Here is a 22,719-nt window from a genome sequence, read left to right as displayed (position 1 = left end):
TCTGGATGGATCGTCTGCAGAATCCGCAGCGGCCAACCTGCACAACTGACGCAATGTCTTGAAACTGATGAAGAATATTCCCCATCGCGCCTATGCAGCCGCAATACGATCCTGCGTCTCGCCAGGCGAAATGCGTCAGTCGGAATGCCGTTGAATTTTCAAGGCGTGTTCAATAAGCGACAAACGACCATTTCCTTTATGACACGGGTTCGGGCCTCAACATCCCCCGGTAATGCACGATCCGCCCCACCAGCGGCGCGCCGATCTCCACGTCGAACACGAACTCCCCGTCCACGTCGCATTCGAAGCTGTTGTCCCCCGGCAGCAGGCTGCGCGGCAGGGGTATGCCCAGCAGTGACCAGCGTCGCGGCACCAGCTGCAGGCGCCCGGCATCGACCAGCAGCGCCAGCGCCACCGAAACCGGACCAAAGCGCTCTACCAGCAACGCCTCGTTGCGCCCTGCTCCTTCGGTCTGCAACGAAGAGAACCGACGACCCGCGAACGTGCGCGTCCATCGCTCCCCACCGGCCTCTGCACTGAATGCCACGCTGACCGGCACGCCCTCGCCTGCCGCCGGAAAGCCGAATGCAGCGCCGAGCAGGCGCGACAGCAGGCCGCGTCCACGCTCCACGCGTGCACTACCACTCCATCGACGCGGTGCACCTGGCGCATGCAGCGACTGCACGCTGCTCGGCAGCTGTGCGTAAGCGCTGCCGAGCACGCGCTGGTACAGGCTGGCGCCGGGCATGTCGTGGCGGAACCCGGTGAAGATGGTGCGGCCTTCAAACAGGCGGTCGTAGTCGCTTACCTCCAGCGCGTGCGTGGCCGGCCGCGCGCCCGCCGCAGGGCGCTCACCGGCCAGCTGCTTGCGGATGATCGCTTCGATCGCCATCGACGGAATGTACGGGCCATCATCGGCCTCGGCCAGCAGATGCCAGCTCTGCTCCATGGGCACGCCATCGCGCATGCCGGTTGCGCGCACGATCATGCCGCCGCGGTGCTCGCCGAATTTCATCAGGTTCAGCACCGTGTAGAACAGGCGCGAACACGGCTCGAGTGACGGCAGCTTCAGATGCAGGCGCGCCTTGGCCAGCAGGTTCAGCACGCGATGCAGCACTTCCGGCACCGGGCCGGCACCCATCCAGATATCGGTCATGGTCGGATGCTCCGGGGGCAGCACCTGCAGGTCGGGCACGTCCACCAGCGAGAAGTGCAGGTTGCGAAGGGGCAGCCGCCCTGGCACCGCCACGGTGAAGCGGCGGCTTTCGGCCAGGCCGATGCCGTGCCCGTCGCGACCACCCCGGCGCAGCTTCACCGGCGAACCGGCATAACCCACCACCGCACGCATGACGTTCAAGCCGATGCCTGCATACGGCGACGGTGCAATGCCGCCTTCCACACGGACGATATCCATGCGCGTTGCCATGTCACGCAACACCGCAGCGGTCAGCACCGGGAAACTGCTGACACCGGACAGCACGTAGACGCCGGCCGCTTTGGCCTGCGCGTCGTACTGCGAAACCCCGAACACGAAGTCGGCGGCATCAGCGAAATCCAGGTAGTCGATGCCGGCGCCAATGCAGGCCTCGATGGCGGCGTAACGCTGCGCGCCATAGTCCTGGAACGGGCCGGAGGCATCCACCACCAGGTCCGGCCGTTCGGCCTGCAGCGCGGCGGCCAGCTGCTGCCGGTCGACCTGCAGCGGCCGCAGCACAGGCTGCCCGGCATACGCGGCGCAGAAGGCCTGCGCGGCGGCGAGCGTGCGCCCGGCGACCAGCACTTCCAACATCGGCAGGTCGGACAGCAACCGCACCAGCCGCCCGCCGAATACCCCATAGCCACCGAGAATCAGGATCTTCACGCAGCGTCCTTGTCGTGTCGTCCGGGCATGGTAGCGCGGCGCCCGGGGCTTCCGCAGTGCAGCACGATCCGGCTTTAACACGGCCCATGCTATCGCTGCGCCTTCGTCCACTACGGAGCCCCGCCATGGCTCACAAGAACACCATCTGCGTCTGGTACGACACCGGTGCGCTGGAGGCCGCCAGGTTCTATGCCAAGACCTTCCCCGACAGTGAAGTGACTGCAGTGCATCACGCTCCCGGTGACTACCCGGATGGCAGGCAGGGCGACGTACTGACTGTCGAATTCACCGTCTGCGGTGTTCCCTGCGTCGGCCTCAACGGCGGCCCAACGTTCAAGCACAGCGAAGCGTTCTCGTTCCAGATTTCCACCGAAGACCAGGCCGAGACCGACCGCCTGTGGAATGCGATCGTCGACAATGGTGGCCAGGAAAGCCAGTGCGGCTGGTGCAGGGATCGCTGGGGCGTGTCCTGGCAGATAACCCCACGCATGCTGCTGGACGCGGTGACCGGCGCCGACAAGGCTGCCGCCAAGCGCGCCTTCAACGCGATGATGCCCATGAAGAAGATCGACATCGCCACCATCCAAGCGGCAATCCGCAACGGATGACCCGCTGGGACGCGATCATTGTCGGGGGTGGCCACAACGGGCTGGTCTGTGCCGCCTACCTGGCCCGTGCCGGAAAGAAGGTGCTGGTGCTGGAGCGCCGTGGCGTGCTCGGCGGCGCCGCCGTGACCGAAGAATTCCATCCCGGATTCCGCAACTCGGTGGCCTCGTACACGGTGTCACTGCTGCAGCCGAAGGTGATCGAAGATCTGCGGCTGCATGCGCACGGGCTGCGCATCGTTGCGCGGCCGGTCAACAACTTCCTGCCCTTGCCCGACCACTGCTACCTGCTGGCGGCACCGGGCCGTACCCAGGCCGAGGTGGCGAAGTTTTCCGCGCGCGATGCGCAGATGCTGCCCGCCTATGAAGCGCGTCTGGAGATCTTCGCCGACGTGCTGCGGGACTGGGCGCTGCGGGTGCCTCCGGATCTGGGCGTCGCGCAGGGTTGGCGCGCCCTGCCCGCGTTGTGGCAGATGGGCCGGCTGGGGCGCGAACTGGCCGTGCTTGACCCTGCCTTGCGGCAGGAACTGCTGGACCTGTTCACCTTGTCGGCGGCCGAATATCTGGACCGCTGGTTCGAAAGCGAACCGATCAAGGCCCTGTTTGGTTTCGATGGCATCGTCGGCAACTACGCCAGCCCGTACACGCCAGGCAGCGCCTATGTGCTGCTGCACCACGTATTCGGCCAGTGCAACGGGATCAAGGGCGCATGGGGCCACGCCATCGGTGGCATGGGCGCCATCAGCGCGGCCATCGCTGCTGCAGCGCGCGAGGCCGGTGCGGAGCTGCGGGTAGATGCCGGGGTGCGGCGCGTGCTGCTTGAACAAGGGCGCGCGGTGGGCGTGCAGCTGACCAACGGTGAAAACCTGCACGCGCGAGCGGTGGTCGCCAACGTCAATCCAAAGCTGCTGTACGAACAGCTGCTGGAGCCGGCACAGGTACCTGAGGCGACGCGCGAACGAATGGCGAACTGGCGCTGCGGCTCGGGCACCTTCCGCATGAATGTCGCACTGTCGCGGCTGCCGGACTTCCGCGCCCTGCCCGGCCCCGGCGACCACCTGACGGCAGGCATCATCATGGCGCCGAGCCTGGATTACATGGACCGCGCGTGGCTGGACGCACGCCGCGACGGCTGGTCGCGTGAGCCGATCGTGGAGATGCTGATCCCCAGCACGCTGGACGATTCGCTGGCGCCGCGCGGGCAGCATGTGGCCAGCCTGTTCTGCCAGCACGTGGCGCCGGTGTTGCCCGACGGCCGTCACTGGGATGATCACCGCGACACGGTTGCCGACCTGATGATCGACACCGTCGAGCGCCATGCCCCAGGCTTCACCGCCAGCGTGCTGGGCCGGCAGGTGCTGTCACCACTGGATCTGGAACGCACCTTCGGACTGATCGGCGGCGACATCTTCCATGGCGCGCTCAGCGCCAACCAGTTGTTCTCGGCACGGCCGATGATCGGCCAGGCCGGCTATCGTGGCGCCCTGCCCGGCCTCTACCTGTGCGGTGCAGGTACGCATCCGGGCGGTGGGGTCACCGGCGCGCCGGGGCACAATGCGGCGCAGGTGGTGCTGCAGGATCTGTAGATCCACGCGCTGCGTGGATGCGCGTATACCCAACCGCTTTCATGACCTGCCGTTGGTAGATGCCAACCTTGGTTGGCATAGCGTTGCAGGACGAGCGCCAACCAAGGTTGGCAGCTACCAGATCAAATGATCCTGTCGAAGGCGTGCCAACCAAGGTTGGCACCTACCCGCGTGGGAGGAAGTGTACCGACCAACGGTTGGCACCCACAGCGTCAGATGTTCCTTCGGATCATTTGACGCTGCGCAGATGGTTCGGGCGCTTCGGCGGGCCCGGCGGGCGCCGCTTGTTGAACGGCGATTGCCCGCGCCAGTAGCGGATCAGCAGCCAGCCGAACAGCATGCCGCCCAGGTGCGCGAAGTGCGCCACGCCCGGCTGCCAACCGGTCATGCCCAGCACCAGTTCGCCCACACCGAACAGGATCACGAACGTGCGCGCCTTCATCGGAATCGGCGGGAACAGCAGCATCACCCGCTGGTTAGGGAACAGCATGCCGTACGCCAGCAGCAGGCCGAACACACCACCGGACGCACCCAGCACCGTGGCCGGGTTTTCCAGCATCGATCCCACCAGCAGCTGGCACAGACCGGCACCCACCACGCAGACCAGGTAGTACAGCAGGAAGCGCTTCTCGCCCCAGGTCTGCTCCAGCGGTGCGCCGAACATGAAGACTGCCAGCATGTTGAAGAACAGGTGGCCGAAGCTGCCGTGCAGGAAGCCATAGGTCAGCAGCTGCCACGGCTGGAAGTTGCCGCCAGGCGAAAACGCGTCGAAGCCCTGCTGCAACGGCTGCAGCATGAACGGTTCGAAGGTCTGCATGCCGAGCAGGAACGGTTGCTGCAGCAGGAACAGGATCGCGTTGGCGATCAGCAGGGCCTTGGTGACAGTTGGCAGTCGCGGGAACATGGGGACACCGGCATGGAACGGCCTCCATCATAGCCGCAGCACCGTGACTTGTTGGCGGCCGGGCGGCCGGGCGCGTTCAGTCGCCGCCGCTGCTCAGCCCGGTCCCCACACCGCGGCATCCAGCGCCGCCTGCGGATCGGCCGCAGGCATGCGCACCCGGCCGTTCTCCACCTGCACCCCTTCGGCACGCAGCCGCTGGGACTGCTCACGCCAGCCGGCCGAACCTTCCGCCATTGCGATGCGGCCGTCCGAGCGCAGCACGCGGTGCCAGGGCAAGGCCGGGTCGTCGTTCTGGCCGAGGATGCGCGCGGTCAAGCGTGCGCGGCCAGGCAGGCCAGCACGCATCGCCACCTGGCCGTAGCCCATCACCTGCCCGGCAGGAATCGCATGGATCACCGCCAGGATGCGCGCACGCGCCTGCTCCGGCGTCAGCGCCGCAGGCGGGTCACCAGCAGTACGCCGAGCAGGACCAGCACGGTGCCGGCGATCTGCGCCGGCCCCATCGGTTCGTCGAGCAGCCATAGGCTCATCACGATGGTGGAAACCGGGCCCAGCATACCGACCTGCGCCGCCAGCGACGAGCCGACACGCTGCACTGCCAGCATGATCGCCAGCACCGGCAACACGGTGCACACGGTGGCGTTGACCAGCGACAGCCACTGCACCGCAGCCGGCGCCTGCCACAGCAGCGGCAGTGGATGGGTGATGGCGAAGTGCAGCAGCACCAGCACGCTGGCAACGCAGCTGGCATAGGCGGTCAACCGCACCGCGCCGATGCGCGCGACCACCTGGCCGCTGCCGAACAGGTACAGCGCGTAGCTGAGCGCACTGCCCAGCACCAGAATGCTGCCAAGGATGATCTGGCCGCCTTCGCGCTGCAGGTCGTGGCCGAACGCGATCAGCACGCCCAGATAACTCAGCAGCAGCGCGGCGACCTGCCAGCGACCGGGGCGCTGCCGCGCCAGCAACACGTTGATCAGCAGCACCAGGGTCGGGTTCAAGTACAGGATCAACCGTTCCAGGGTCACGCTGATGTACTGCAGGCCCTGGAAATCGAGCAGGCTGGACAGGTAGTACCCGGTAAAGCCCAGCCACAGCACGCGGGCGCGGTCGGCCCACGACAATGGCTCGGCGCGGCGGGCCGACCACACCGCCATCAGTGCGAACAGGGGCAGCGCCATCACCATGCGCAGCGCAAGCAGGGTGGTGGCATCCACGCCGTGGCGCAGGCCCAGCTTGACGATGATCGCCTTGCCGGACGCCGCGATGGCGCCAATCGCGGCCAGGCCGATGCCGCCCAGTGCGATGCGCGGGGAAGCGGTGGCGATGCGGGAGGAAAGCAGGGACATCAGGACGACGGCGGGCCGCTTGGGGCGGCGCAAGCAAGGCGGGGCGCCGTCAATTGTCGCATGGCGCCAATGACGGAGCCATCCGCCATCCACGCATGGCGTGGATCTACCCTAGCAGGGGGAACGCAGATTGCGCCCGCAGCCCGGCTCAGCGCATGAGCACCACTTCCTCGGCCGAGGTCGGGTGGATCGCCACGGTGTCATCGAACTGCGCCTTGGTCGCACCCATCTTCAATGCCACGGCGAAGCCCTGCAGGATCTCGTCGGCGCCCTCGCCCAGCAGATGGATGCCGACAACACGTTCCTCCGGGCCGGCACAGACCATCTTGAACAGGCTGCGCTGGGTTCCGTTGGCCAACGCCTGCAGCATCGGCCGGAACCGGCTGTGGTAGACGGTCACCTGCCCGTAGCGGGCGCGCGCGTCTTCCTCGCTCATGCCCACCGCCCCCAGCGGCGGATGCGAGAACACCACGCTGGGTACGTTTTCATAGTCCATCTTCGCTTCGGGTCGGCTGCCGAACAGGCGATCCATCAGGCGCCGCGACGCTGCCACCGCCACCGGCGTCAGCCCGACCTTGCCGGCGATGTCACCCACCGCATGCACGCTCGGCACGGCGGTCGTCTGCCACTCATCGACCTCGACCTGCTGATGCTCGCCAATGGTGATACCGAGTGCTTCCAACCCGAGATTACGGCTGTTGCCACGGCGGCCGGTGGCGAAGAACACGGCGTCGAACACGCTCTCGCCCGGGCCGTCATGGCCGATGGCACGCACTTGTTCGCCATCACGCTGCAGTTCACGCAGCCGGTAATTGAAATGGATGCGGACACCCTGCTGGCGCAGGTTCTCGGCCAGCTGTGCGGTCAGTTCGTGGTCGAAGCGTTCCAGCAGGCGCTCGCCGCGCACCAGCAGGCTGACCCGGCTGCCCAGTGCCTGCAGCAGGCCTGCAAGTTCCACTGCGATGTAGCCACCACCGATGATGGCAACCTCGGCGGGCGCCGCACGCAGGTCGAAGAAATCGTCGGATACCAGACCCAGTTCCGCGCCGGGAATGTCGGGCCGCTGCGGATGCGCGCCCGTGGCGATGAGGATCTGCGCAGCGCTGTAATGCACGCCATCGCTGCAGGCCACGGTGTGCGCATCGATCAGATGACCACGCGCCGGAATACGCACCACCCCGGTTTCATCCAGGCGCTTGTTGTAGCTGGTGTGGATGTTGCTGATGTACGCCTGGCGGTGGATCACCAGTTCCTTCCACGACAGCGCCGGGCGCGCAGGCACGTCGAAACCCATCGCGCTGGCCAGGCCGATGCGCTCATGCAGATCGGCCGCCAGCCACATCGCCTTCTTCGGCACGCACCCCACGTTCACGCAGGTTCCGCCCAGCTCACCCGGTTCCAGCAGGGCCACGCGCTTGCCGTACTGCGCTGCGCGGATGGCGCCTGCAAGGCCGGCGGAACCACCGCCAAGGACAATCAGGTCGTAATCATAGGTAGGCGTGTTCATCGGGATCGCTCAAGTCGAGGGAACAGGATCAGTGGCAGGCGCGCATGCGCCGGGAATTCCGCGGACTGCTGGACGCTGCCGCAACGCACGTTGCTGCCGAGCATGCCATGCACTGCTGCAGGACAGACGTGAGGGTGGCCATTACGTGGCTCGCATCGATCAGCCCCGCACGGTGTCGCGCCGCATCGACGGCCACTGCCGGTAGGTCATCGCCCGCCACAGCCATTCCATCGGGCCGAAGCGGAAACGGCGCAGCCACAGGTGGCTGATGACCACCTGGGCGCTGAACAGCAGCAGCGCGAACAGCAGTTGCCACGCGCGCGGCATCACATCGAACCAGCCCAGGCCGTAGTGATTGAACAACAGCGTGCACAGCAGCGACTGGGCAAGGTAATGGGTCAGTGCCATGCGCCCCACCGGCGCCAGCCAGCCCAGCCGCGCACGCCAGTGCACGATCCAGGCCAGGTAGCCCAGGCACATCGGTACACCGCCAACGGCCACCAGTGCCATCGCCGTGGTGGTCGGCAGGTCATACACGCCCGGCGCCAGATACGGCTTCCACACCACGCCCAGCAGCGTCACCAGCAGCCCCAGCGGCAGTGCGACCCAACGCAGGCCCGCATACAGCCGCCCGAAGCGCTCGGGCGTGGTCAACGCGCCGCTGCCGGCGAACCAGGCGCCCAGCAGGAACATGCCCAGCACCTCCGGCCCGGAAATGAACATCCCGCCCAGTGCTGCACCGAATTCATGCAGGCGCTGCGCGTTGGCCTGCATCCAGTCGCCCTGGCCATATACCAGGCGCTGCTGGTCGATGCCCTGCTGCGCGTCCACCAGCATCTTCTGCAGATCCTGCGGCGTGGCCATCGACACCATCGTGCCCACCAGCAGCATCAGCGCAACGCCCAGCGCATACACCAGCAGGCCCATCCATGGCAGCCAGCTGCGCGGCGCTTCGCGGCACGCCAGCAAGGGCAGCGACGCCAGGGCATACAGCACCAGGATGTCGCCGGACCACACCAGCAGCGCGTGGCACAGGCCGATCAGCAGCAGGCCGGCGCTGCGTCGCAGGTAGAAGGGGGAGAAGTCACGACCGGCCGCTTCGGCGCGCTGCGCCATCACCGCAAAACCGGCACCGAACAGCAACGAGAACAGGGTGAAGAATTTCCCCTGCACGAACACATAGACGAACGCATCGGCCCAGTAGTCCAGCCCCTGCCAGTGCGCATCGATGCCGGTGAAGGCCAGGTCCAGCGGTCCGCTGAGCGCCTCGATGTTCATCAGCAGGATGCCCAGCAGGGCAAAGCCACGCAGTACATCCAGCAGCGCGATGCGTTCGCCGGAAGCCACCGGCTGCAGGGAGTGGGAAGCGGCGTTCACGGGGCATCCGGCGGGCAGGTCCGCCATTATGCCGTCGGGCCGCAGGCCATGGATGGCGCTGCCTTGTTCCAGATACGCAACGGCCCGCCGAAGCGGGCCGTTGCTGCCATCACGATCGCAGCGCGATCAGTGCTGGTGACCGCCGTCACCGTGGACGTGGCCGTGTTCGATCTCTTCCTTGCCTGCTTCGCGCACTTCAACGATTTCAACGTCGAAGTGCAGGTCCTTGCCGGCCATCGGATGGTTCAGGTCGACGTCGACCACGCTCATGCCGACCTTCTGGACGGTCACAGCGCGCGGACCGAAGTTGGTCTGCAGCACGACCTGCTGGCCCGGGACCAGCTTGGCGGTACCGAAGTGCTTCTTCGGCACGCGCTGGGACAGGCCGTCACGGCGTTCGCCGTAAGCGTCGGCCGCCTTGACGTCGACGTTGAAGGTCGCGCCGGCTTCCTTGTCCATCATGGCGTTTTCCAGGCCGGGGATGATGTTGCCGTGACCGATCAGGATCGCCAGCGGCTCGCCGCGGTCCTTGGACGATTCGATCGGCGCCTGGCCGGCCTCGGCGACGGTGTAGTGGAAGCGGACAACGCGGTCTTTTTCGATCTTCATGCGCAACTCTGTCTGGATCTGCCGGAGGCAGGCGGGTTGGGGCGGGTTGTCGCCCGGCGGGGACGCCGCCATCATGACGGCCTATCCAAGGTGGCGCATTATCCGGAGATCATGCTCATCACGCCAGTTTCGTCCGGCCCGCGCCGGCTCCTCGCCCCCGCCCTGCTGCTGGCCCTGCCCTTGTTGTTGAGCGCCTGTGGCGGCGGCAAGGCCGTCCGCCCCGCCGCGCCACCGCCCGCCGCAAGCTGGCCCAGCACCGTACCGGACAACCCGGAAGCGGCCAATTCGGTGCTGATGCGCGCCATCAGCCTGGTCGGCACGCCCTATCGCTATGGCGGCAACACCCCTGAATCCGGTTTCGACTGCAGCGGCCTGGTCGCGTATGTCTACCGCGAGATGCTGGACCTGAAGCTGCCGCGCACCTCACGCGACCTTGCGGCCGTGCAGGGCCCGAAGATCGATCCCAAGCGCCTTGCGACCGGCGATCTGGTGTTTTTCGGCAGCCGCGGCAATGTCAGCCACGTCGGCATCTATGTCGGTGAAGGGCGCTTCGTGCATGCCCCGAGCACCGGCGGCACGGTCCGCCTGGATTCGCTCAGCGGCCCCTATTGGAAAGACCATTACACAGGGGCGAAACGTGTTCTTCGCTAAAATGAACAGGCGATATGTTTAAAACTGTGACGGACATCACCTGCCAACTAACGGTTTATTAACGGAATTTTTAACTTATTGCCGCTTTTACAGGGCATGATGCCCCATCGTTTTTTTCCTGTGACCGACGCGTGACGACAAACGACCCGACGTGCCAAGGCCACACAGCCGCTTCTTCGCGTAGTGCCCGCCCGCTTCTGCTGGGCCTGGCATTGTGTCTGACCAGCCTTCCCGCCTGGTCGCAGTCTGCTCCCACCCGTACCGATGCGAGCCCGGCCCCCGCGGCCGAGACCGCCTCCCGCGTCGCCGCCAAGGCCGACGCCGCTGCCCCGCAGCGCAGCCGCGCCGACGCCGCCGCCAGCGCCACCCTGGCCGCCCTGCTGCCGCATCTGGCTGCCAATGACACCATTCCCCTGATGGACCGTTCGGCCATGGTGGCCGGCGACCTCAGCCGCCTTCTTGCCAATTACGACACCAGCAGCGTCGCCAACGGCGGCGTCGTGGTGGCCAGCACCGCCGACAACGGCAAGGTGCAGTCACTGCTGCGCCGGGCCATGACCCTGCTGGGCACCCCGTATCGCTGGGGTGGCAGCAACCCGGACAGCGGCTTCGACTGCAGCGGTCTGGTCGGCTACGTGTTCCGCTCCGCCTTGGGCATCGAACTGCCGCGCGTCTCGCGCGAAATGGCGCACGACGCCAATGCAGAACTGATCAATGATCGCGCCGCCCTGGCTGCCGGCGACCTGGTGTTCTTCGGCCGCAAGGGCCGGGTCGACCACGTCGGCATCTATGTCGGCGATGGCCGCTTCCTGCACGCCCCGAGCACCGGCAAGGACGTCCGCGTGGACACCCTGCTCACCGGTTACTGGGGCAACAAGTTCATGCAGGCGCGCCGGGTCGACCTCTGATCCGGGGCCGCCCTCGCATTGCCTGACAAGCCGCTGCCCTGCAGCGGCTTTTTTGTTGGGCATTGCCTTGTTGGGCGATTCAAGAATGGCCGCTGGCCGCCGCCCGCTGCGTTGGTGCTTGTTGTCACGGTCGTCCTGGCCGCGACCGGCCGACCGCGTTCGGCCACAGCATCCCGGCGCGGGGCGGCGCATCGGGTTGTACGGCTCGGCCGCCCGTGATGCCCGGATGCTGGGGGAAGGCATGGCGGCAAGCCTGGAGATTCCATCACGCTGCGTGATCTGGTTCGGCCAGCCGCAGGCGAACGAGCGCACCGCGCTGGCCGCCGCTGGCTGGCAGCTGCGCAGCGTCATCCCCTGCGCCAGCATGGCAGTCGGCCTGCGCGGTCGCGACCATCTGGTGGCGGTGGTGGACCTGCGGCATCTTGATGCGCAGGCCATCGCGCTGCTGCTGCCCTGGATCGAACAGCACCACCATCTGCCCTGGATTGCGGTACTGCCGCCGGGGCTGGGCAGCCCGCCCCCCGCATGGGTCGCGCTCCTGCGAGCCTGCCAGCAGCAGTTCTCACTGCCGCTGGACCTGCCGGGCCTGCTGACGGCAATGCTGCGGCACTGTGCGGACGACGACACAGCGCCTGCCCCTGTTAGAAATGGCGGCGGCCTGCCTGACCTGATCGGCGACAGCAGCGCCCTGCTGGCAGTGCGTACCGCCCTGCACAAGTTCGCACCGGTCGAGCTGCCCGTGCTGATAACCGGCGAAACCGGCACCGGCAAGGAGCTGGCCGCTCAAGCCCTGCATGCCCTGTCCGGGCGCGGCGGGCAGCCCTTCCTCGCGGTCAACTGCGGTGCGATTCCGGCCAACCTGGTGCAATCCGAACTGTTCGGCCACGAACGCGGCGCATTCACCGGCGCCGCACAGCGTCGCATAGGCCTGTTCGAAGCCGCCCATGGCGGCACCGTGTTCCTGGATGAAGTGGGCGATTTGCCCGCAGACGCACAGACCAGCCTGCTGCGGGTGCTGCAGGAGGGCACGCTGGAGCGGGTGGGCAGCAATCAACCGCTGCGGGTGGATGTGCGCGTACTGGCCGCCACCCACGTCGAGCTGGAACAGGCAGTGGCACAGGGCCGGTTCCGGCGCGACCTCTATTACCGGTTGAATGTCCTGCGGCTGCCGATGCCTCCGCTGCGCGAGCGCGGCAGCGACATCCTGCTGCTGGCCGAGCACTTCCTGCGCAGCTTCCGCCAACGCCACCCGGGCCGGGCACGCGGGTTCGACCCCGGCGCACGCCAGGCGATGCGCGGGTTCGACTGGCCGGGTAACGTGCGCGAACTGTTGAACCGGGTGCAACGCGCAGCGATCGTGGCAGAAGGCGAGCTGATCGGCGCGGCCGACCTCGACCTGGCCGCAGCCGACGCGCCGGCAGGGCGCGCGCTGCTGCAGGATGCACGTGGCCAGGTGGAACGCGATGTGCTGCTGCAGGCACTGCGCCAACATGGTTACAACGTCTCGGCGTGCGCGCGGCACATGCAGGTCTCGCGGGTGACAGTGTACCGGCTGTGCCGCAAGCATCAGCTGGAGCTGCCGGCGCAACGGTAGAACCACGCCATGCGTGGATGCCCGGCAGCCACCGACGAGCCGCCGGGCATGGCCCGCCGCTACAACATGTACGGCACTTTGAAGGCCAGTGTGAAGTCCGGCGCATCCGGGGTCAGGCCAATGCCCAGCAAGGTCACCAACGTGGTGTGCTGGTTCAGGGCGTAGGTCACGCCCAGGTTGAGCGAGGCGGCGTTGGCATCACTGCCGATCACCTTCACCCATTGCCCGCCCTGGTAACGGGTCGAGGCCCGTGTGCTGATCTTGTCGCTGAAGGAAATGCTGAGGCTGGTGCGCTCGTTGAACGCGAATGCCACGCCGGCACCGAAGTACACCGAGCCCCCCAGTTTCACCTCACCCGGGTTGACCGTGTCGGGGTTGCTGTCGATGTCATCGAAACCGCGCGGGAAGGAATGCACGTAACCGGCGTTGGCAAACAGGATGGCCGGATCGGCGGTCTTCACCATCGACACGCCCAGGTTGGCCTGCCACACGCCGTTGCCGGTCGGCTGCTCGCGCGGCACGGCAAAGCGGATGTAATCATCGTCGTCGCGCTCGATCACCTTCCAGTCCAGGCCATACGGTGCGCGACCCGTCGGTGCGGTCACACCGGCGGTGAGGACCGTTTCCGGGCGCCAGCCGCGTTCACCGAACACGCGGTAGTTGGCGCTCACGCCGATGTCACCGATGCCGCTGCCGTTGGTTTCTTCCTGCGCGATCGCTGCGGCGGCACCACCGGCACCGCCCTTCTGGTAGACGGTGCGCCGGGCCAGATAGGGCACGTCCATGTTCAGGGTCAGGTTCGGGCTGACACCCCAGCGCGCGGCCAGGTTGTAGGTCAACGAATCGGACTCGACGTTCTCCACCGCGATGTTGCCAAGGAAGATCGCATCCAGTGCGAGGAAGCCATTGAGGGTCAGCTGCTTGCGGTCGTAGCGGGCGTAGGTAAGCCCGTTCTCGATGGTGAACCGGCGCGAGAACAATGCCGCCTGCTGCTGCTTGACGTCGTCCACGCTGCGCCGCGCTTCCTGCTTGGCCTGCTGCGCCTCGGCGGCGCTGCTGGCATAGCCCTCGCTGCTGGGTGGAACGGCCGAGGCGGCCGCCGACGCCAGCGGTGCGGCAGGCGTTGCGCCTGCACCGGCACGCCCGCTCAGCCGTGACTGCATCGCCTGCACCTGCATGTCCAGTTCACGCAGGCGACGCACCTCCTGCGCGTAGTTGGCCTTCAGTTGTTCCAGTTGCGCGATCAGGGCCTGCATGTCGGCGCCATCAGTGGCCGCAGGCTGCTGGGCGAAGGCGGTGGCCGTCAGCGCCGCCAGCGCCAACGGGGTAAGCCGGAAGAAAGTGTGCATGTCGGTGACCTGCGTTGTGCTTCGATTCCCCCTGACCGGGCCGTGTTACTGGCCCGGGCCCATGCCGCGGTTCAACCCGATCGCCTGCGCCACGTTCTGGCTCAGCGGCAGGTTGTTGCCCACGGTGTTGCGAACCAGCTCCAGCTGCAGCCGGTTGCTGGCGATCTGGCCGTCGCCGGCCAGGGCGATGCCCTGCCCCACGCTGCCATTGCGGATCCACTGCTGTACCAGGCTCTGGCCATCGACCTGCAGCATCAGCCGGGCCTGGTTGCCATCCAGCACGGCGCTGGCACTGGCCCCACCCTGCTGCACCTGGACGATGCGGCTGCCCTCTTCACCCACTGCCGTGGGTACCGCGCCATCACGCACGGTCAGCGTGGTCATGTTGCGTGCGGTATTGCCGTCACCTGCCACCTGCACGCTCTGCACCAGCCCACTGGCATTGGCCAGGCCGGCACTGTCGATGCTGCGCCCGGCGTTGGCCGGCAGTGGCGCATCGGCCGCGGTAACGTGCACGCTGGGCTGGAAGCTCAGCTTGGGCGCACCGCCACTGCGGAAATCCATGCCCAGGGTGAGCGCACCACGCACGCTCGCGCCGTTGGGGCCCTGCCACTGCGAAATCATCGTCACTCCGAACCAGGCCACGTTGTTGCCGCCCACGGTGTAGCGGCCACGCATCAGGTTCAGTTCGGGATCGGGTATCTCCTTCAGGCCACGGCCCGGTGCGCCGTCCGCCGCCAGCAGCGGCGACATCGGCAGCATCAGCAGCAGGGCCATCACTACACGTTGGCATTGCATGATCGTGCCTCCTTCAGAACAGGTCGGCGTGGCTGAAACCGAAGTCGACCAGTTCGGCATCGGTGATCGGTCCCTGCCGCGCATACAACGCGCGGGCACTGGGCCGTTCGCTGGGTTGCAGCAACGCGGTATTGCGGTCGAAGTCGCTGCCGATCACCACGAACACCGCACGCGACGGCCATGCCGCGCTGAACTCGGCCAGTGACAGGCTGCGGTTGCCGAGAATCGGATCGGCCACTTCCACTACGCCATCGCGCACCTGTTTCAGCACGACAAAATGGCGGAAGCCGCGCACATCCATCAGCACCAGGCCCGGTACCCGCAGGGTGCGCAGGCGCGATTCGTCGATGCGATAGCCACGCCCACGCATGCCCAGTGATTCGACATAGCGCTTGATATCCAGCAGCGAAAAGCCGCGTTCCTTTACCAGTTGTGGATCTGAAACCCCCATCATTCCCTCGATCACCGTCGCCTCGGTCGTGTCCAGGTGGTAGGCATAACGCAGGATGGTGGCCAGTGCGGCCGCCCCGCAGCTGTAGTCGGTGTGTTGCCGCACCAGGTTGCGGTAACGCCGCTCCTGCATGCTTTCCACCTTCTGCTGCAGCAGTGCGCCGTTGGGCAGCACGCCGCTGAACACCACCTCGCCCGCCCAGCCGTGGGTGCTGGCAATCAGCAGCAGGCAGGGCAACAGACGCAGGTACCAGCGACGACCGGCCATGGTGTTCTCCAGTGCAAGGAAGGAGCCCCTGCCCCAAGGGGGAGGAGGGACAGGGGCCCCCGGGGGAACCCGGCCATTGGCGGATGGCCGGGCTTGTTGCGCTCAACGCAGGTTCGCTGCGAAAGCGGTCACACCGTGGATCACTCGCCGCCGCCGGTCCCACCGCCGGTGCTCGGCTGCGCCACGGCCAGGGCCAGGCTGTTGGCCTGCAGGTTGCCGGTACCCGATGCCACGTTCACGCCGATGTTGCCGGACGCACCCGAGAACGCGCTGCCGGACAATGCCGAGGTGTTGGTCGCATCGACGTTCACCCAGCGGGTGGTGCTGACCGTGCCACTCAAGCTGGCATACAGGTCGGCCACGCCCAGTTCGACGAACTGGCTGGTGCCGCTTTCACGCGTATCGAAGCCCAGGCCACCCACTCCCGGCCGGTTCGGGTTCATCGTTGCGTTCTGGATCTCGTTGTCCAGATCGATGTGCCCGGTTGCGTTGCCACCCGGATGCGGCAGGTCGCCACTCCACGTATCGAGGTAGTAGTTGGCCATCTGGTAGGCATTGCCGGTGCCGCGGTAGGTACCGGCACCCACGGCCAGGGTACCGCCAGCGACGCGGCCACTCAGGCCGACCTGCACCGTATCGGTGTAGGACTGCACGAAGCCGGCATTGGACACGGTGTTGCCGCTGGACACCTGGTTGGAACTGATGCTGGACTGCGCCATCGCACTGGTCGCCACCGAGGCGGCAAGCGCATTCTTCTGCTCGTTGTTGTTGCCCGACGCGATGTTCACGCCGATGTTGCCCGACGCGCCGCCAAAGGCATTGCCACCGAGGCCGGCCGCGTTGGTGACGCCGGAGTTCATGGTGGTGTTGCCGAAGCCGGCCTGGTTGACGAACACCTCGGCATCGGCCATGCCGAAGCTGAAGGAGGCGTCAGCGGCGGACAGCGATGCAGCGTTGTCCTGTGCGTTGTTGTCACCGGCGACCACGTTGAAGCCGAGGTTGCCGGAGGCACCGGCGCCGACATCATCGGCGATCGAAGCACTGTTGGTGACAAGGCTGTTGCCGGTCATGTTGTTGCTGATCGACTGGCGGTTGTCGATCACGGCGATCGCGGCCGAATCCAGGTCGATGCTGCCGGTGATGGTCGGATCACCCGAGAAGTTGATGTCCGAGCTCAGGCGCAGATCCTTCTCCAGGTTCACGTCGACGCCGTGATTGTTCTTTTCCTTGCGCTCGTCGGCCTGGATGTTGCTGTTCTTCTGCACCTGCTCGTTGACGTTCACCGTACGGGTGCGGCTGACGTTCGAGGTGTCGGTGTTGTTGCGTACCGTGGTGTTGGTGCGGGTCCAGTTGCGGACTTCGTTGTCGGTGTGGTTGTGGGTGTCGTTGCGGGTTTCGGTCACGACATGGTTGTGGTTGATGTTCGCATTGGCATTCTGGTTGTCCCAGCCATTGGCCGCAGCTGCGGTCGAGGCAGTGGCAATTGCCATGGCGAGTACGGTCTGCTTGACGGTCGCTTTCATGGTGCCCTCTCTCTCATCAGGTGATACGTTCGGGTGGTTGATGCTCACGGGTTGCCTTGCACGACCAGGCCCAGCACATTGGCCGTGTCGTTGCGCGCTCCCGCGATCTGATTGAGTTGCAGGACACCGTCGAAGCCCCGCAACGCCGTCGATGCAACACCGACGCTGCGGATACCCGCCGCAACACCGTCACCGGTGTCGCCCTGCCCCCCTGCTGACGCGATGTCCGAGGCGGCCAGCGCCGTGTCATCGGACTCGCGTATTCCTCGCCGGGCCAGCGTCGCGCTGACGACGTTGAGCGTCGTGTTGGCGATGCCGCTGGCCTGGTTGATCGATGCGATGCCACTGGCGCCGGCCAGGGCCTCACCGCTGATATGTGCGCTGGCATCCAGCGGTGCCGACAGCACCACATCGCCACTGCGCTGCTGCCGCGCCGCGATGGCGACCTCGGCCTGTTCAGCGCTGGACAGGCCACGCAGGTTGGCCTGGATGTTGAGATCACCGGCGGCCTGGTTGATCGCTATCGCGCCACTGGCGCCTGCCAACGCGCGGCCTTCGATGCGCGCGACATCCAGATAGGCGAGCATGCCGCTGTAGTCGTCGGCCAGAGCCACGCTGGGCGATGCCAGCAAGGCAACCAGCAGCAGGGCGCGTTTCATTTGCCACCCGCCTGCGCCGGCGCGCCCATCGGGAACTGCGACAGCGCGCCGCGTACGGTATCGCCGATGCCGCGCGTGGTGTTTCCCACCGCTCCCAGCGGGCCGCTCATCGCACCGCTGAGGCTGCTGCCGCTCATCATGCCTTCGCCGGAACGGCCCAGCGTGCCTCCCAGTGCCTGCTGGGTCACCCGCTCCACCGTGGTGCCGCCCGGTGCAGCGACGCTGCCCGACCGCCCCGCCCCGAGCCCGGCATAGTCGTCATCGCTGAGTTCATCCATGCCGCCGGATGCACCGCTGCTGCCGAGTGCAGCGGCGATCTCGCGTTGCGGCTTCGGATCGGCGATGAGCGCCATGCCGGGCGGCGCCATGCGATAGGCCGGACGCGTGGCCACATCACGCAGCAGCACGATCTCGCCGGGCTGCGGCTTCACGCCCTGGCGGGCGCCTGAGGCGCTGGCAAGCAACGGGCAGGCAAGCAGCAACAACAGCAGCGCCCGTGCGGACAAACCAGGTTGGGTGGTGCTGCTGTCCATGCCGCTCTCCCGTTGCGTATGCGCAGGGACAAAGCAGTTTCCGTGCCAACTTCGAAAGGCGCCCACAGCGGGCTTCTTGTGCCGGGCGAAGGCGCTGGCTGGCGCCCCGGTGTTACAACCGCGTGCGGATTTCGTTTGCCTTAACGCGCAGGAAACATCACTGCGCAAGGCCGCCCAAGGGCTGTATCAGCGGTGTTACAGGTGCTGATACAGCCCGTTGCAGTGCCGCTTCAGGCGCGCGGTGGGCTCGGATCGGGATCGTCGATGCCGACATTGGTGGACGGGTTGTCATACACCGCCTGGTCCAGCAGCCCGGTTTCCTTGGCCACCAGCACCGGCACCAGCATCTGCCCGGTCACATTGGTCATGGTGCGCATCATGTCCAGGATGCGATCGATGGCATACAGATAGCCGATGGTCTCCAGCGGCAGGTTGGCCGCACTCAGCACCACCGTGGCCATGATCACTGCCGTGCCCGGCACACCGGCGGTGCCGAAGCTGCCCAGCACCGAGGCAATCAGCACCACCACATACTGTTCCGGCGTCAGCGGCACGCCGCTGTACTGCGCGATGAAAACGGCGCACAGCGCTGGATAGATCGCGCCGCAGCCGTCCATCTTGATGCTCGCGCCCAGCGGCACGGCGAACGAACCGTAGTCCTTGTTGACCCCCAGATTGTGGGTGATCGAACGCAGCGCCACCGGCATCGCCGCGAAGCTGGACGAACTGACGAAGGCGACCTGCATGCCCGGCGCCGCACCACGGAAGAACTTCAGCGGGTTCAGCCCATGGGCCAGCAGCAGCGCGCTGTACACCACAACGATATGCAGCGCGCAGGCGACATACAGCGCCAGCACGAAGTGACCCAGCGGCAGCAGCTTTTCGAAGCCATAGCTGCCGACCAGGCCGGCGATCAGGCCGAAGGTGCCGATCGGGGTGACTTCCAGCACGAAGCGGGTCACCTGGATCATGATGTCGCTCATCTGCCCGACCAGCTTGCGCGCTTCGGTGACCTTCTCGCCCAGCTTGACGATGGCAAAGCCCACCAGGCCGGCGAAGAAGATCACCGGCAGGATCGAACCACGTCCGGCGGCAAGCACGGTCTCACCGGCCGCATTGACCTTGGTGCCGATGCCCGACAGTGCGTAGAACACGTTGGACGGCACCACGTCCAGCAGCACCTGCACCACGCTGGGCACTTCGCGCGGCACGTAGTTGCTGGCCATCGACAACTGCAGGCCGCCGGCACCGGGTTGCAGCACGGTGCCCACGCCGAGGCCAACGCACACGGCCAGCGCGGCGGTGATCACGAACCACAGGAAGGTGCGGCCGCTGAGCGCAGCAACCGACTTCTGGCCGTGCAGCGAGGAGATCGCATTGATGACCGCGAAGAACACCAGCGGCACGGCAATCATCTTGATCAGGGTGACGTACAGCTCACCGAGCGGGCCGAACCAGGTTTCAGCAGCCGGGCCGAGCGCCCAGCCGGCCAACGCGCCAAGCACGAAGCCACCGACCACGCGCTGCCAGAATGGAATCCGCAGCCAGGCAGAGACCAGCTTCATAGGCAATCCAGGGGGGAAGGAAGGGATGCTGGCACGATAGCCCAAGGCGCGGCGCAGAACGACCGCCGGGCGGGCAAATCAGTGTGTCATCGGCGTGCCTTGCGAGGCCGGGCATAATGAACACCCCGTTTCACTTTGTGAGATTCCTGCGTCCATGCGCCGTTCCGTCTCCCTGTTGGCCGCCTGCGCCACCACCTTGCTGCTCGGCGCCTGCGCCAGCACCGCCCCTGCTTCCGCTCCGGCCGGCCTGAAGGTTGCCGTTGCCCCCGTCGCCCATCCGGCCGGTGAAACCCCGCAGTGGTGGTACCGCAGCGGCGCCGCCCAGGCGGCGGCCAATGGCGCGATGTCCGGCAAGGCCAAAAACGTCATCCTGTTCCTCGGTGACGGCATGAGCCTGACCACCGTGGCGGCCTCGCGCATCTACGAAGGCCAGCAGAAGGGCGGCTCCGGCGAAGAAAACCTGTTGTCGTGGGAGCGTTTCCCGGCCACCGCGTTCAGCAAGACCTACAACACCGATTCGCAGACCCCGGATTCGGCCGGCACCATGACCGCCATCACCACCGGCGTGAAGACCCACATGGGCGCGATCGGCGTCAGCGCCGGCAGCCGCACCGACTGTGCCGACAGCCTGTCCAAGGGCCTGCTGACCTGGCTGCAGCTGGCCGACAGTGCCGGCCTGGCCACCGGCGTGGTGTCCACCGCGCGCCTGACCCATGCCACCCCGGCCGCCACCTACGCGCACTCGCCCGAGCGCAACTGGGAAAACGACACCGACCTGACCGAGGCGGCCAAGGCCGCCGGTTGCAAGGACATCGCCCAGCAGCTGCTGTCGACCTCGCGCTACGGCCGCGGCCCGCTGGTCGCCCTCGGCGGCGGCCGCGGTGAATTCACCACGGTGGAAGAGCGCGACCCCGAGTACGACGACAAGGTCGGCCAGCGCCTGGACGGCCGCAGCCTGGTACAGGAATGGCAGCAGGCGCACCCGCAGGGCGCCTATGTGTGGAACAGCAAGCAGCTGCAGGCCGCCGCCAACGCGCCGGCCATCCTCGGCCTGTTCGAGCCGGACCACATGCGTTACGAGTACGAGCGCCCGCAGGATCCGGCCGGCGAGCCGAGCCTGGCCGAGCTGACCGCTGCGGCGATCAGGAACCTGGCCAAGCACCAGGAAGGCTATGTGCTGATGATCGAAGGCGCGCGCATCGACCATGCCAACCACAGCGGCAACGCCTACCGCGCGCTGACCGAGACCGTGGCGCTGTCCGACGCGGTGCGCGTGGCCAATGAACTGACCTCGGCCGATGACACCCTGATCATCGTCACCGCCGATCACTCGCACACCCTGAACTTCGTCGGCTATCCGGCGCGCGGCAACCCGATCCTGGGCAAGGTGAAGGACAAGGGCGGTGAAGACGGCGCCGGCAAGCTCGATTACGCGCTGGACGGCAACGGCCAGCCCTACACCACCCTGAGCTACGCCAATGGTCCCGGCCATACCGGCAGCAGCAACCAGCAGCCGGCGGGGCCCAAGCGTTATCCGCACAACCCCAGCAGCTTCGAGCCGGCCAACGGCCGCCCCGACCTGCACGCGGTCGACACCGAGCATCCGGACTACATGCAGGAAGCGCTGGTACCGATGAAGTCCGAATCGCACGGCGGCGAAGACGTCGGCATCTGGGCCCGCGGTCCCGGCAGCAAGGCGATCCGCGGCACGCTGGAACAGAACGCGATCTACCACATGATCGTGCAGGCCACCCCGGCCCTGCGTGATCGCCTGTGCGCGGCCGGCACCTGCGACGACAAGGGCGTACCGGTTGAACTGCCGGCACCGGCCACCTTCGAGCGCAAGGCCGAGGGCAAGTGATGGCGTGGCCGGCACGTCCGCGCGGCATCGGCCATCGCCTGGGGTGGTTGCCGTTGCTGGGCGTGCTGGCCAGTGCCGGTGCACTGGCACAGGGCCCGGCCTGCAAGGTGCTGACCGAAGAACACGGTCTGTGGCTGCTGCCCGGCTGCGAGGTTGCCAATGGCCGGCCGCAGATCAGCCGGGAGACCCTGGCCGATCTTCCCTATGACGATCGCGGCCTGGCCGTGGTGTATGCCGGCGACGGCTTCCACTACGTCAACCGCAAGGGCCGCAGCCTGCCGGTGATCACCTGGGACAACGGCCCTGAAACCGCGCAGGAAGGCCTGCTGCGCGGCCGCGTAGGCAACCGGATCGGCTACTTCGACCTGCAGTTCCGCCAGGTCATCCCGGCCACTTTCGACTTCGGCTGGCCGTTCCAGGACGGGGAGGCCGAGGTCTGCAATGGCTGCCGTCGTGGCACGCCCGATGGCGATGGGCATACGCCGATGGAAGGCGGCGACTGGTTCCGCATCGATCGCAAGGGTCGGCGGGTCAAGTAGGGTTTTTGCAGGGCTGCGCCCTGCACCTGCCGAAGCAGAAGCAAGATCAAAAGCGGCTCTGGTTTTCTGTGAGTGGGGCGGGGGGGGGGGGGCGTCCCCGGCTTAAACCCTTGGGTGGGGGTGGGTTGGGCCCTATCTTGGGCCCAAAGGGTCCTGCCAACCAACACCGCCCCACCCCCGACAGGTTCCCGAGGCGGCTGGTACTGGCTGCTGTTGGTAGGTG

General features: G+C 66.7%; 21 protein-coding genes. 7 read left to right on the top strand and 14 right to left on the bottom strand.

The window, feature by feature from the left end; all coding sequences use genetic code 11:
• Positions 1 to 196: 196 nt before the first annotated feature.
• Positions 197 to 1,861, bottom strand: a complete 1,665-nt coding sequence (locus tag ACVOLJ_RS11925; RefSeq protein WP_481564209.1) for a saccharopine dehydrogenase family protein — start codon at positions 1,859 to 1,861, stop codon at positions 197 to 199.
• Between the two features lie 125 nt (positions 1,862 to 1,986).
• On the opposite strand from ACVOLJ_RS11925, the gene ACVOLJ_RS11920 reads away from it, so the two are divergent.
• Both ACVOLJ_RS11920 and ACVOLJ_RS11915 read left to right on the top strand, forming a co-directional pair.
• On the top strand, positions 1,987 to 2,469 hold the full coding sequence (locus tag ACVOLJ_RS11920) for a VOC family protein (protein ID WP_475280396.1): 483 nt from the start codon (positions 1,987 to 1,989) through the stop codon (positions 2,467 to 2,469).
• Positions 2,466 to 4,052 carry a phytoene desaturase family protein gene (locus tag ACVOLJ_RS11915; RefSeq protein WP_481564208.1) on the top strand — a complete coding sequence of 529 codons (1,587 nt, stop codon included), beginning with the start codon at positions 2,466 to 2,468 and terminating at the stop codon, positions 4,050 to 4,052. The genes ACVOLJ_RS11920 and ACVOLJ_RS11915 overlap by 4 nt, the downstream gene beginning before the upstream one ends.
• 229 nt (positions 4,053 to 4,281) lie before the next feature.
• Here the strand turns inward: ACVOLJ_RS11915 and ACVOLJ_RS11910 are convergent, their stop codons facing one another.
• The 6 genes from ACVOLJ_RS11910 to ACVOLJ_RS11885 form a co-directional block, all read right to left on the bottom strand.
• Positions 4,282 to 4,956 (bottom strand): rhomboid family intramembrane serine protease, encoded by a 675-nt coding sequence (locus ACVOLJ_RS11910; protein ID WP_475280398.1) that lies wholly within the window; start codon positions 4,954 to 4,956, stop codon positions 4,282 to 4,284.
• A gap of 93 nt (positions 4,957 to 5,049) precedes the next feature.
• Positions 5,050 to 5,478 carry an MGMT family protein gene (locus tag ACVOLJ_RS11905; RefSeq protein ID WP_481564207.1) on the bottom strand — a complete coding sequence of 143 codons (429 nt, stop codon included), beginning with the start codon at positions 5,476 to 5,478 and terminating at the stop codon, positions 5,050 to 5,052.
• On the bottom strand, positions 5,385 to 6,305 hold the full coding sequence (locus tag ACVOLJ_RS11900; RefSeq protein WP_481564206.1) for a DMT family transporter: 921 nt from the start codon (positions 6,303 to 6,305) through the stop codon (positions 5,385 to 5,387). The genes ACVOLJ_RS11905 and ACVOLJ_RS11900 overlap by 94 nt, the downstream gene beginning before the upstream one ends.
• A gap of 148 nt (positions 6,306 to 6,453) precedes the next feature.
• Positions 6,454 to 7,812 (bottom strand): glutathione-disulfide reductase, encoded by a 1,359-nt coding sequence (gene gorA, locus ACVOLJ_RS11895; protein ID WP_481564205.1) that lies wholly within the window; start codon positions 7,810 to 7,812, stop codon positions 6,454 to 6,456.
• Positions 7,813 to 7,971: 159 nt separating this feature from the next.
• Positions 7,972 to 9,216, bottom strand: a complete 1,245-nt coding sequence (locus ACVOLJ_RS11890; protein ID WP_481564204.1) for a DUF418 domain-containing protein — start codon at positions 9,214 to 9,216, stop codon at positions 7,972 to 7,974.
• 99 nt (positions 9,217 to 9,315) lie between these two features.
• The gene (locus ACVOLJ_RS11885; protein ID WP_475280403.1) at positions 9,316 to 9,798 is read right to left on the bottom strand and encodes an FKBP-type peptidyl-prolyl cis-trans isomerase; all 483 of its coding nucleotides are present in this window, start codon (positions 9,796 to 9,798) and stop codon (positions 9,316 to 9,318) included.
• Positions 9,799 to 9,909: 111 nt separating this feature from the next.
• Here ACVOLJ_RS11885 and ACVOLJ_RS11880 point away from each other — a divergent pair, with 111 nt between their 5' ends.
• The 3 genes from ACVOLJ_RS11880 to ACVOLJ_RS11870 all read left to right on the top strand — a co-directional run bounded on the left by ACVOLJ_RS11880 (position 9,910) and on the right by ACVOLJ_RS11870 (position 12,951).
• Complete coding sequence (locus ACVOLJ_RS11880; RefSeq protein WP_475280477.1) at positions 9,910 to 10,449, top strand: C40 family peptidase; 540 nt, start codon at positions 9,910 to 9,912, stop codon at positions 10,447 to 10,449.
• A gap of 131 nt (positions 10,450 to 10,580) precedes the next feature.
• Positions 10,581 to 11,357: a C40 family peptidase gene (locus tag ACVOLJ_RS11875; RefSeq protein WP_481564203.1), complete on the top strand. Its 777-nt coding sequence runs from the start codon at positions 10,581 to 10,583 to the stop codon at positions 11,355 to 11,357.
• Between the two features lie 241 nt (positions 11,358 to 11,598).
• Positions 11,599 to 12,951, top strand: coding sequence for a sigma-54 interaction domain-containing protein (locus ACVOLJ_RS11870; RefSeq protein WP_481564202.1), 1,353 nt, complete (start codon positions 11,599 to 11,601; stop codon positions 12,949 to 12,951).
• 59 nt (positions 12,952 to 13,010) lie between these two features.
• Here the strand turns inward: ACVOLJ_RS11870 and ACVOLJ_RS11865 are convergent, their stop codons facing one another.
• From ACVOLJ_RS11865 to ACVOLJ_RS11835, 7 genes are all read right to left on the bottom strand, one after another.
• Positions 13,011 to 14,300 (bottom strand): transporter, encoded by a 1,290-nt coding sequence (locus ACVOLJ_RS11865; RefSeq protein WP_475280406.1) that lies wholly within the window; start codon positions 14,298 to 14,300, stop codon positions 13,011 to 13,013.
• A 45-nt stretch (positions 14,301 to 14,345) separates the two neighbouring features.
• Entirely contained in the window at positions 14,346 to 15,098 is a 753-nt protein-coding gene (locus ACVOLJ_RS11860; protein WP_475280407.1) for a hypothetical protein, read from the bottom strand.
• A gap of 13 nt (positions 15,099 to 15,111) precedes the next feature.
• Positions 15,112 to 15,816, bottom strand: coding sequence for a C39 family peptidase (locus ACVOLJ_RS11855; protein WP_475280408.1), 705 nt, complete (start codon positions 15,814 to 15,816; stop codon positions 15,112 to 15,114).
• Positions 15,817 to 15,956: 140 nt separating this feature from the next.
• A complete protein-coding gene (locus ACVOLJ_RS11850; RefSeq protein ID WP_481564201.1) occupies positions 15,957 to 17,339 on the bottom strand; it encodes an adhesin in 1,383 nt (460 codons plus the stop codon).
• A gap of 44 nt (positions 17,340 to 17,383) precedes the next feature.
• Positions 17,384 to 17,998, bottom strand: coding sequence for a hypothetical protein (locus ACVOLJ_RS11845; RefSeq protein WP_475280410.1), 615 nt, complete (start codon positions 17,996 to 17,998; stop codon positions 17,384 to 17,386).
• Complete coding sequence (locus ACVOLJ_RS11840) at positions 17,995 to 18,531, bottom strand: hypothetical protein (RefSeq protein ID WP_475280411.1); 537 nt, start codon at positions 18,529 to 18,531, stop codon at positions 17,995 to 17,997. Before ACVOLJ_RS11840 ends, ACVOLJ_RS11845 begins: the two co-directional genes overlap by 4 nt.
• A gap of 230 nt (positions 18,532 to 18,761) precedes the next feature.
• Positions 18,762 to 20,096 (bottom strand): dicarboxylate/amino acid:cation symporter, encoded by a 1,335-nt coding sequence (locus ACVOLJ_RS11835; protein ID WP_093820690.1) that lies wholly within the window; start codon positions 20,094 to 20,096, stop codon positions 18,762 to 18,764.
• 154 nt (positions 20,097 to 20,250) lie between these two features.
• Here ACVOLJ_RS11835 and ACVOLJ_RS11830 point away from each other — a divergent pair, with 154 nt between their 5' ends.
• Together ACVOLJ_RS11830 and ACVOLJ_RS11825 are read left to right on the top strand one after the other, a co-directional pair.
• Positions 20,251 to 21,957 carry an alkaline phosphatase gene (locus ACVOLJ_RS11830; RefSeq protein ID WP_475280412.1) on the top strand — a complete coding sequence of 569 codons (1,707 nt, stop codon included), beginning with the start codon at positions 20,251 to 20,253 and terminating at the stop codon, positions 21,955 to 21,957.
• The gene (locus ACVOLJ_RS11825; RefSeq protein WP_475280413.1) at positions 21,954 to 22,496 is read left to right on the top strand and encodes a WG repeat-containing protein; all 543 of its coding nucleotides are present in this window, start codon (positions 21,954 to 21,956) and stop codon (positions 22,494 to 22,496) included. The genes ACVOLJ_RS11830 and ACVOLJ_RS11825 overlap by 4 nt, the downstream gene beginning before the upstream one ends.
• Positions 22,497 to 22,719 lie beyond the last annotated feature (223 nt).

The organism is Stenotrophomonas sp. STEN046, from assembly GCF_056759755.1.
Note: the sequence above shows the minus strand (reverse complement) of the source record. Positions and strands in the feature narration are given on the sequence as shown.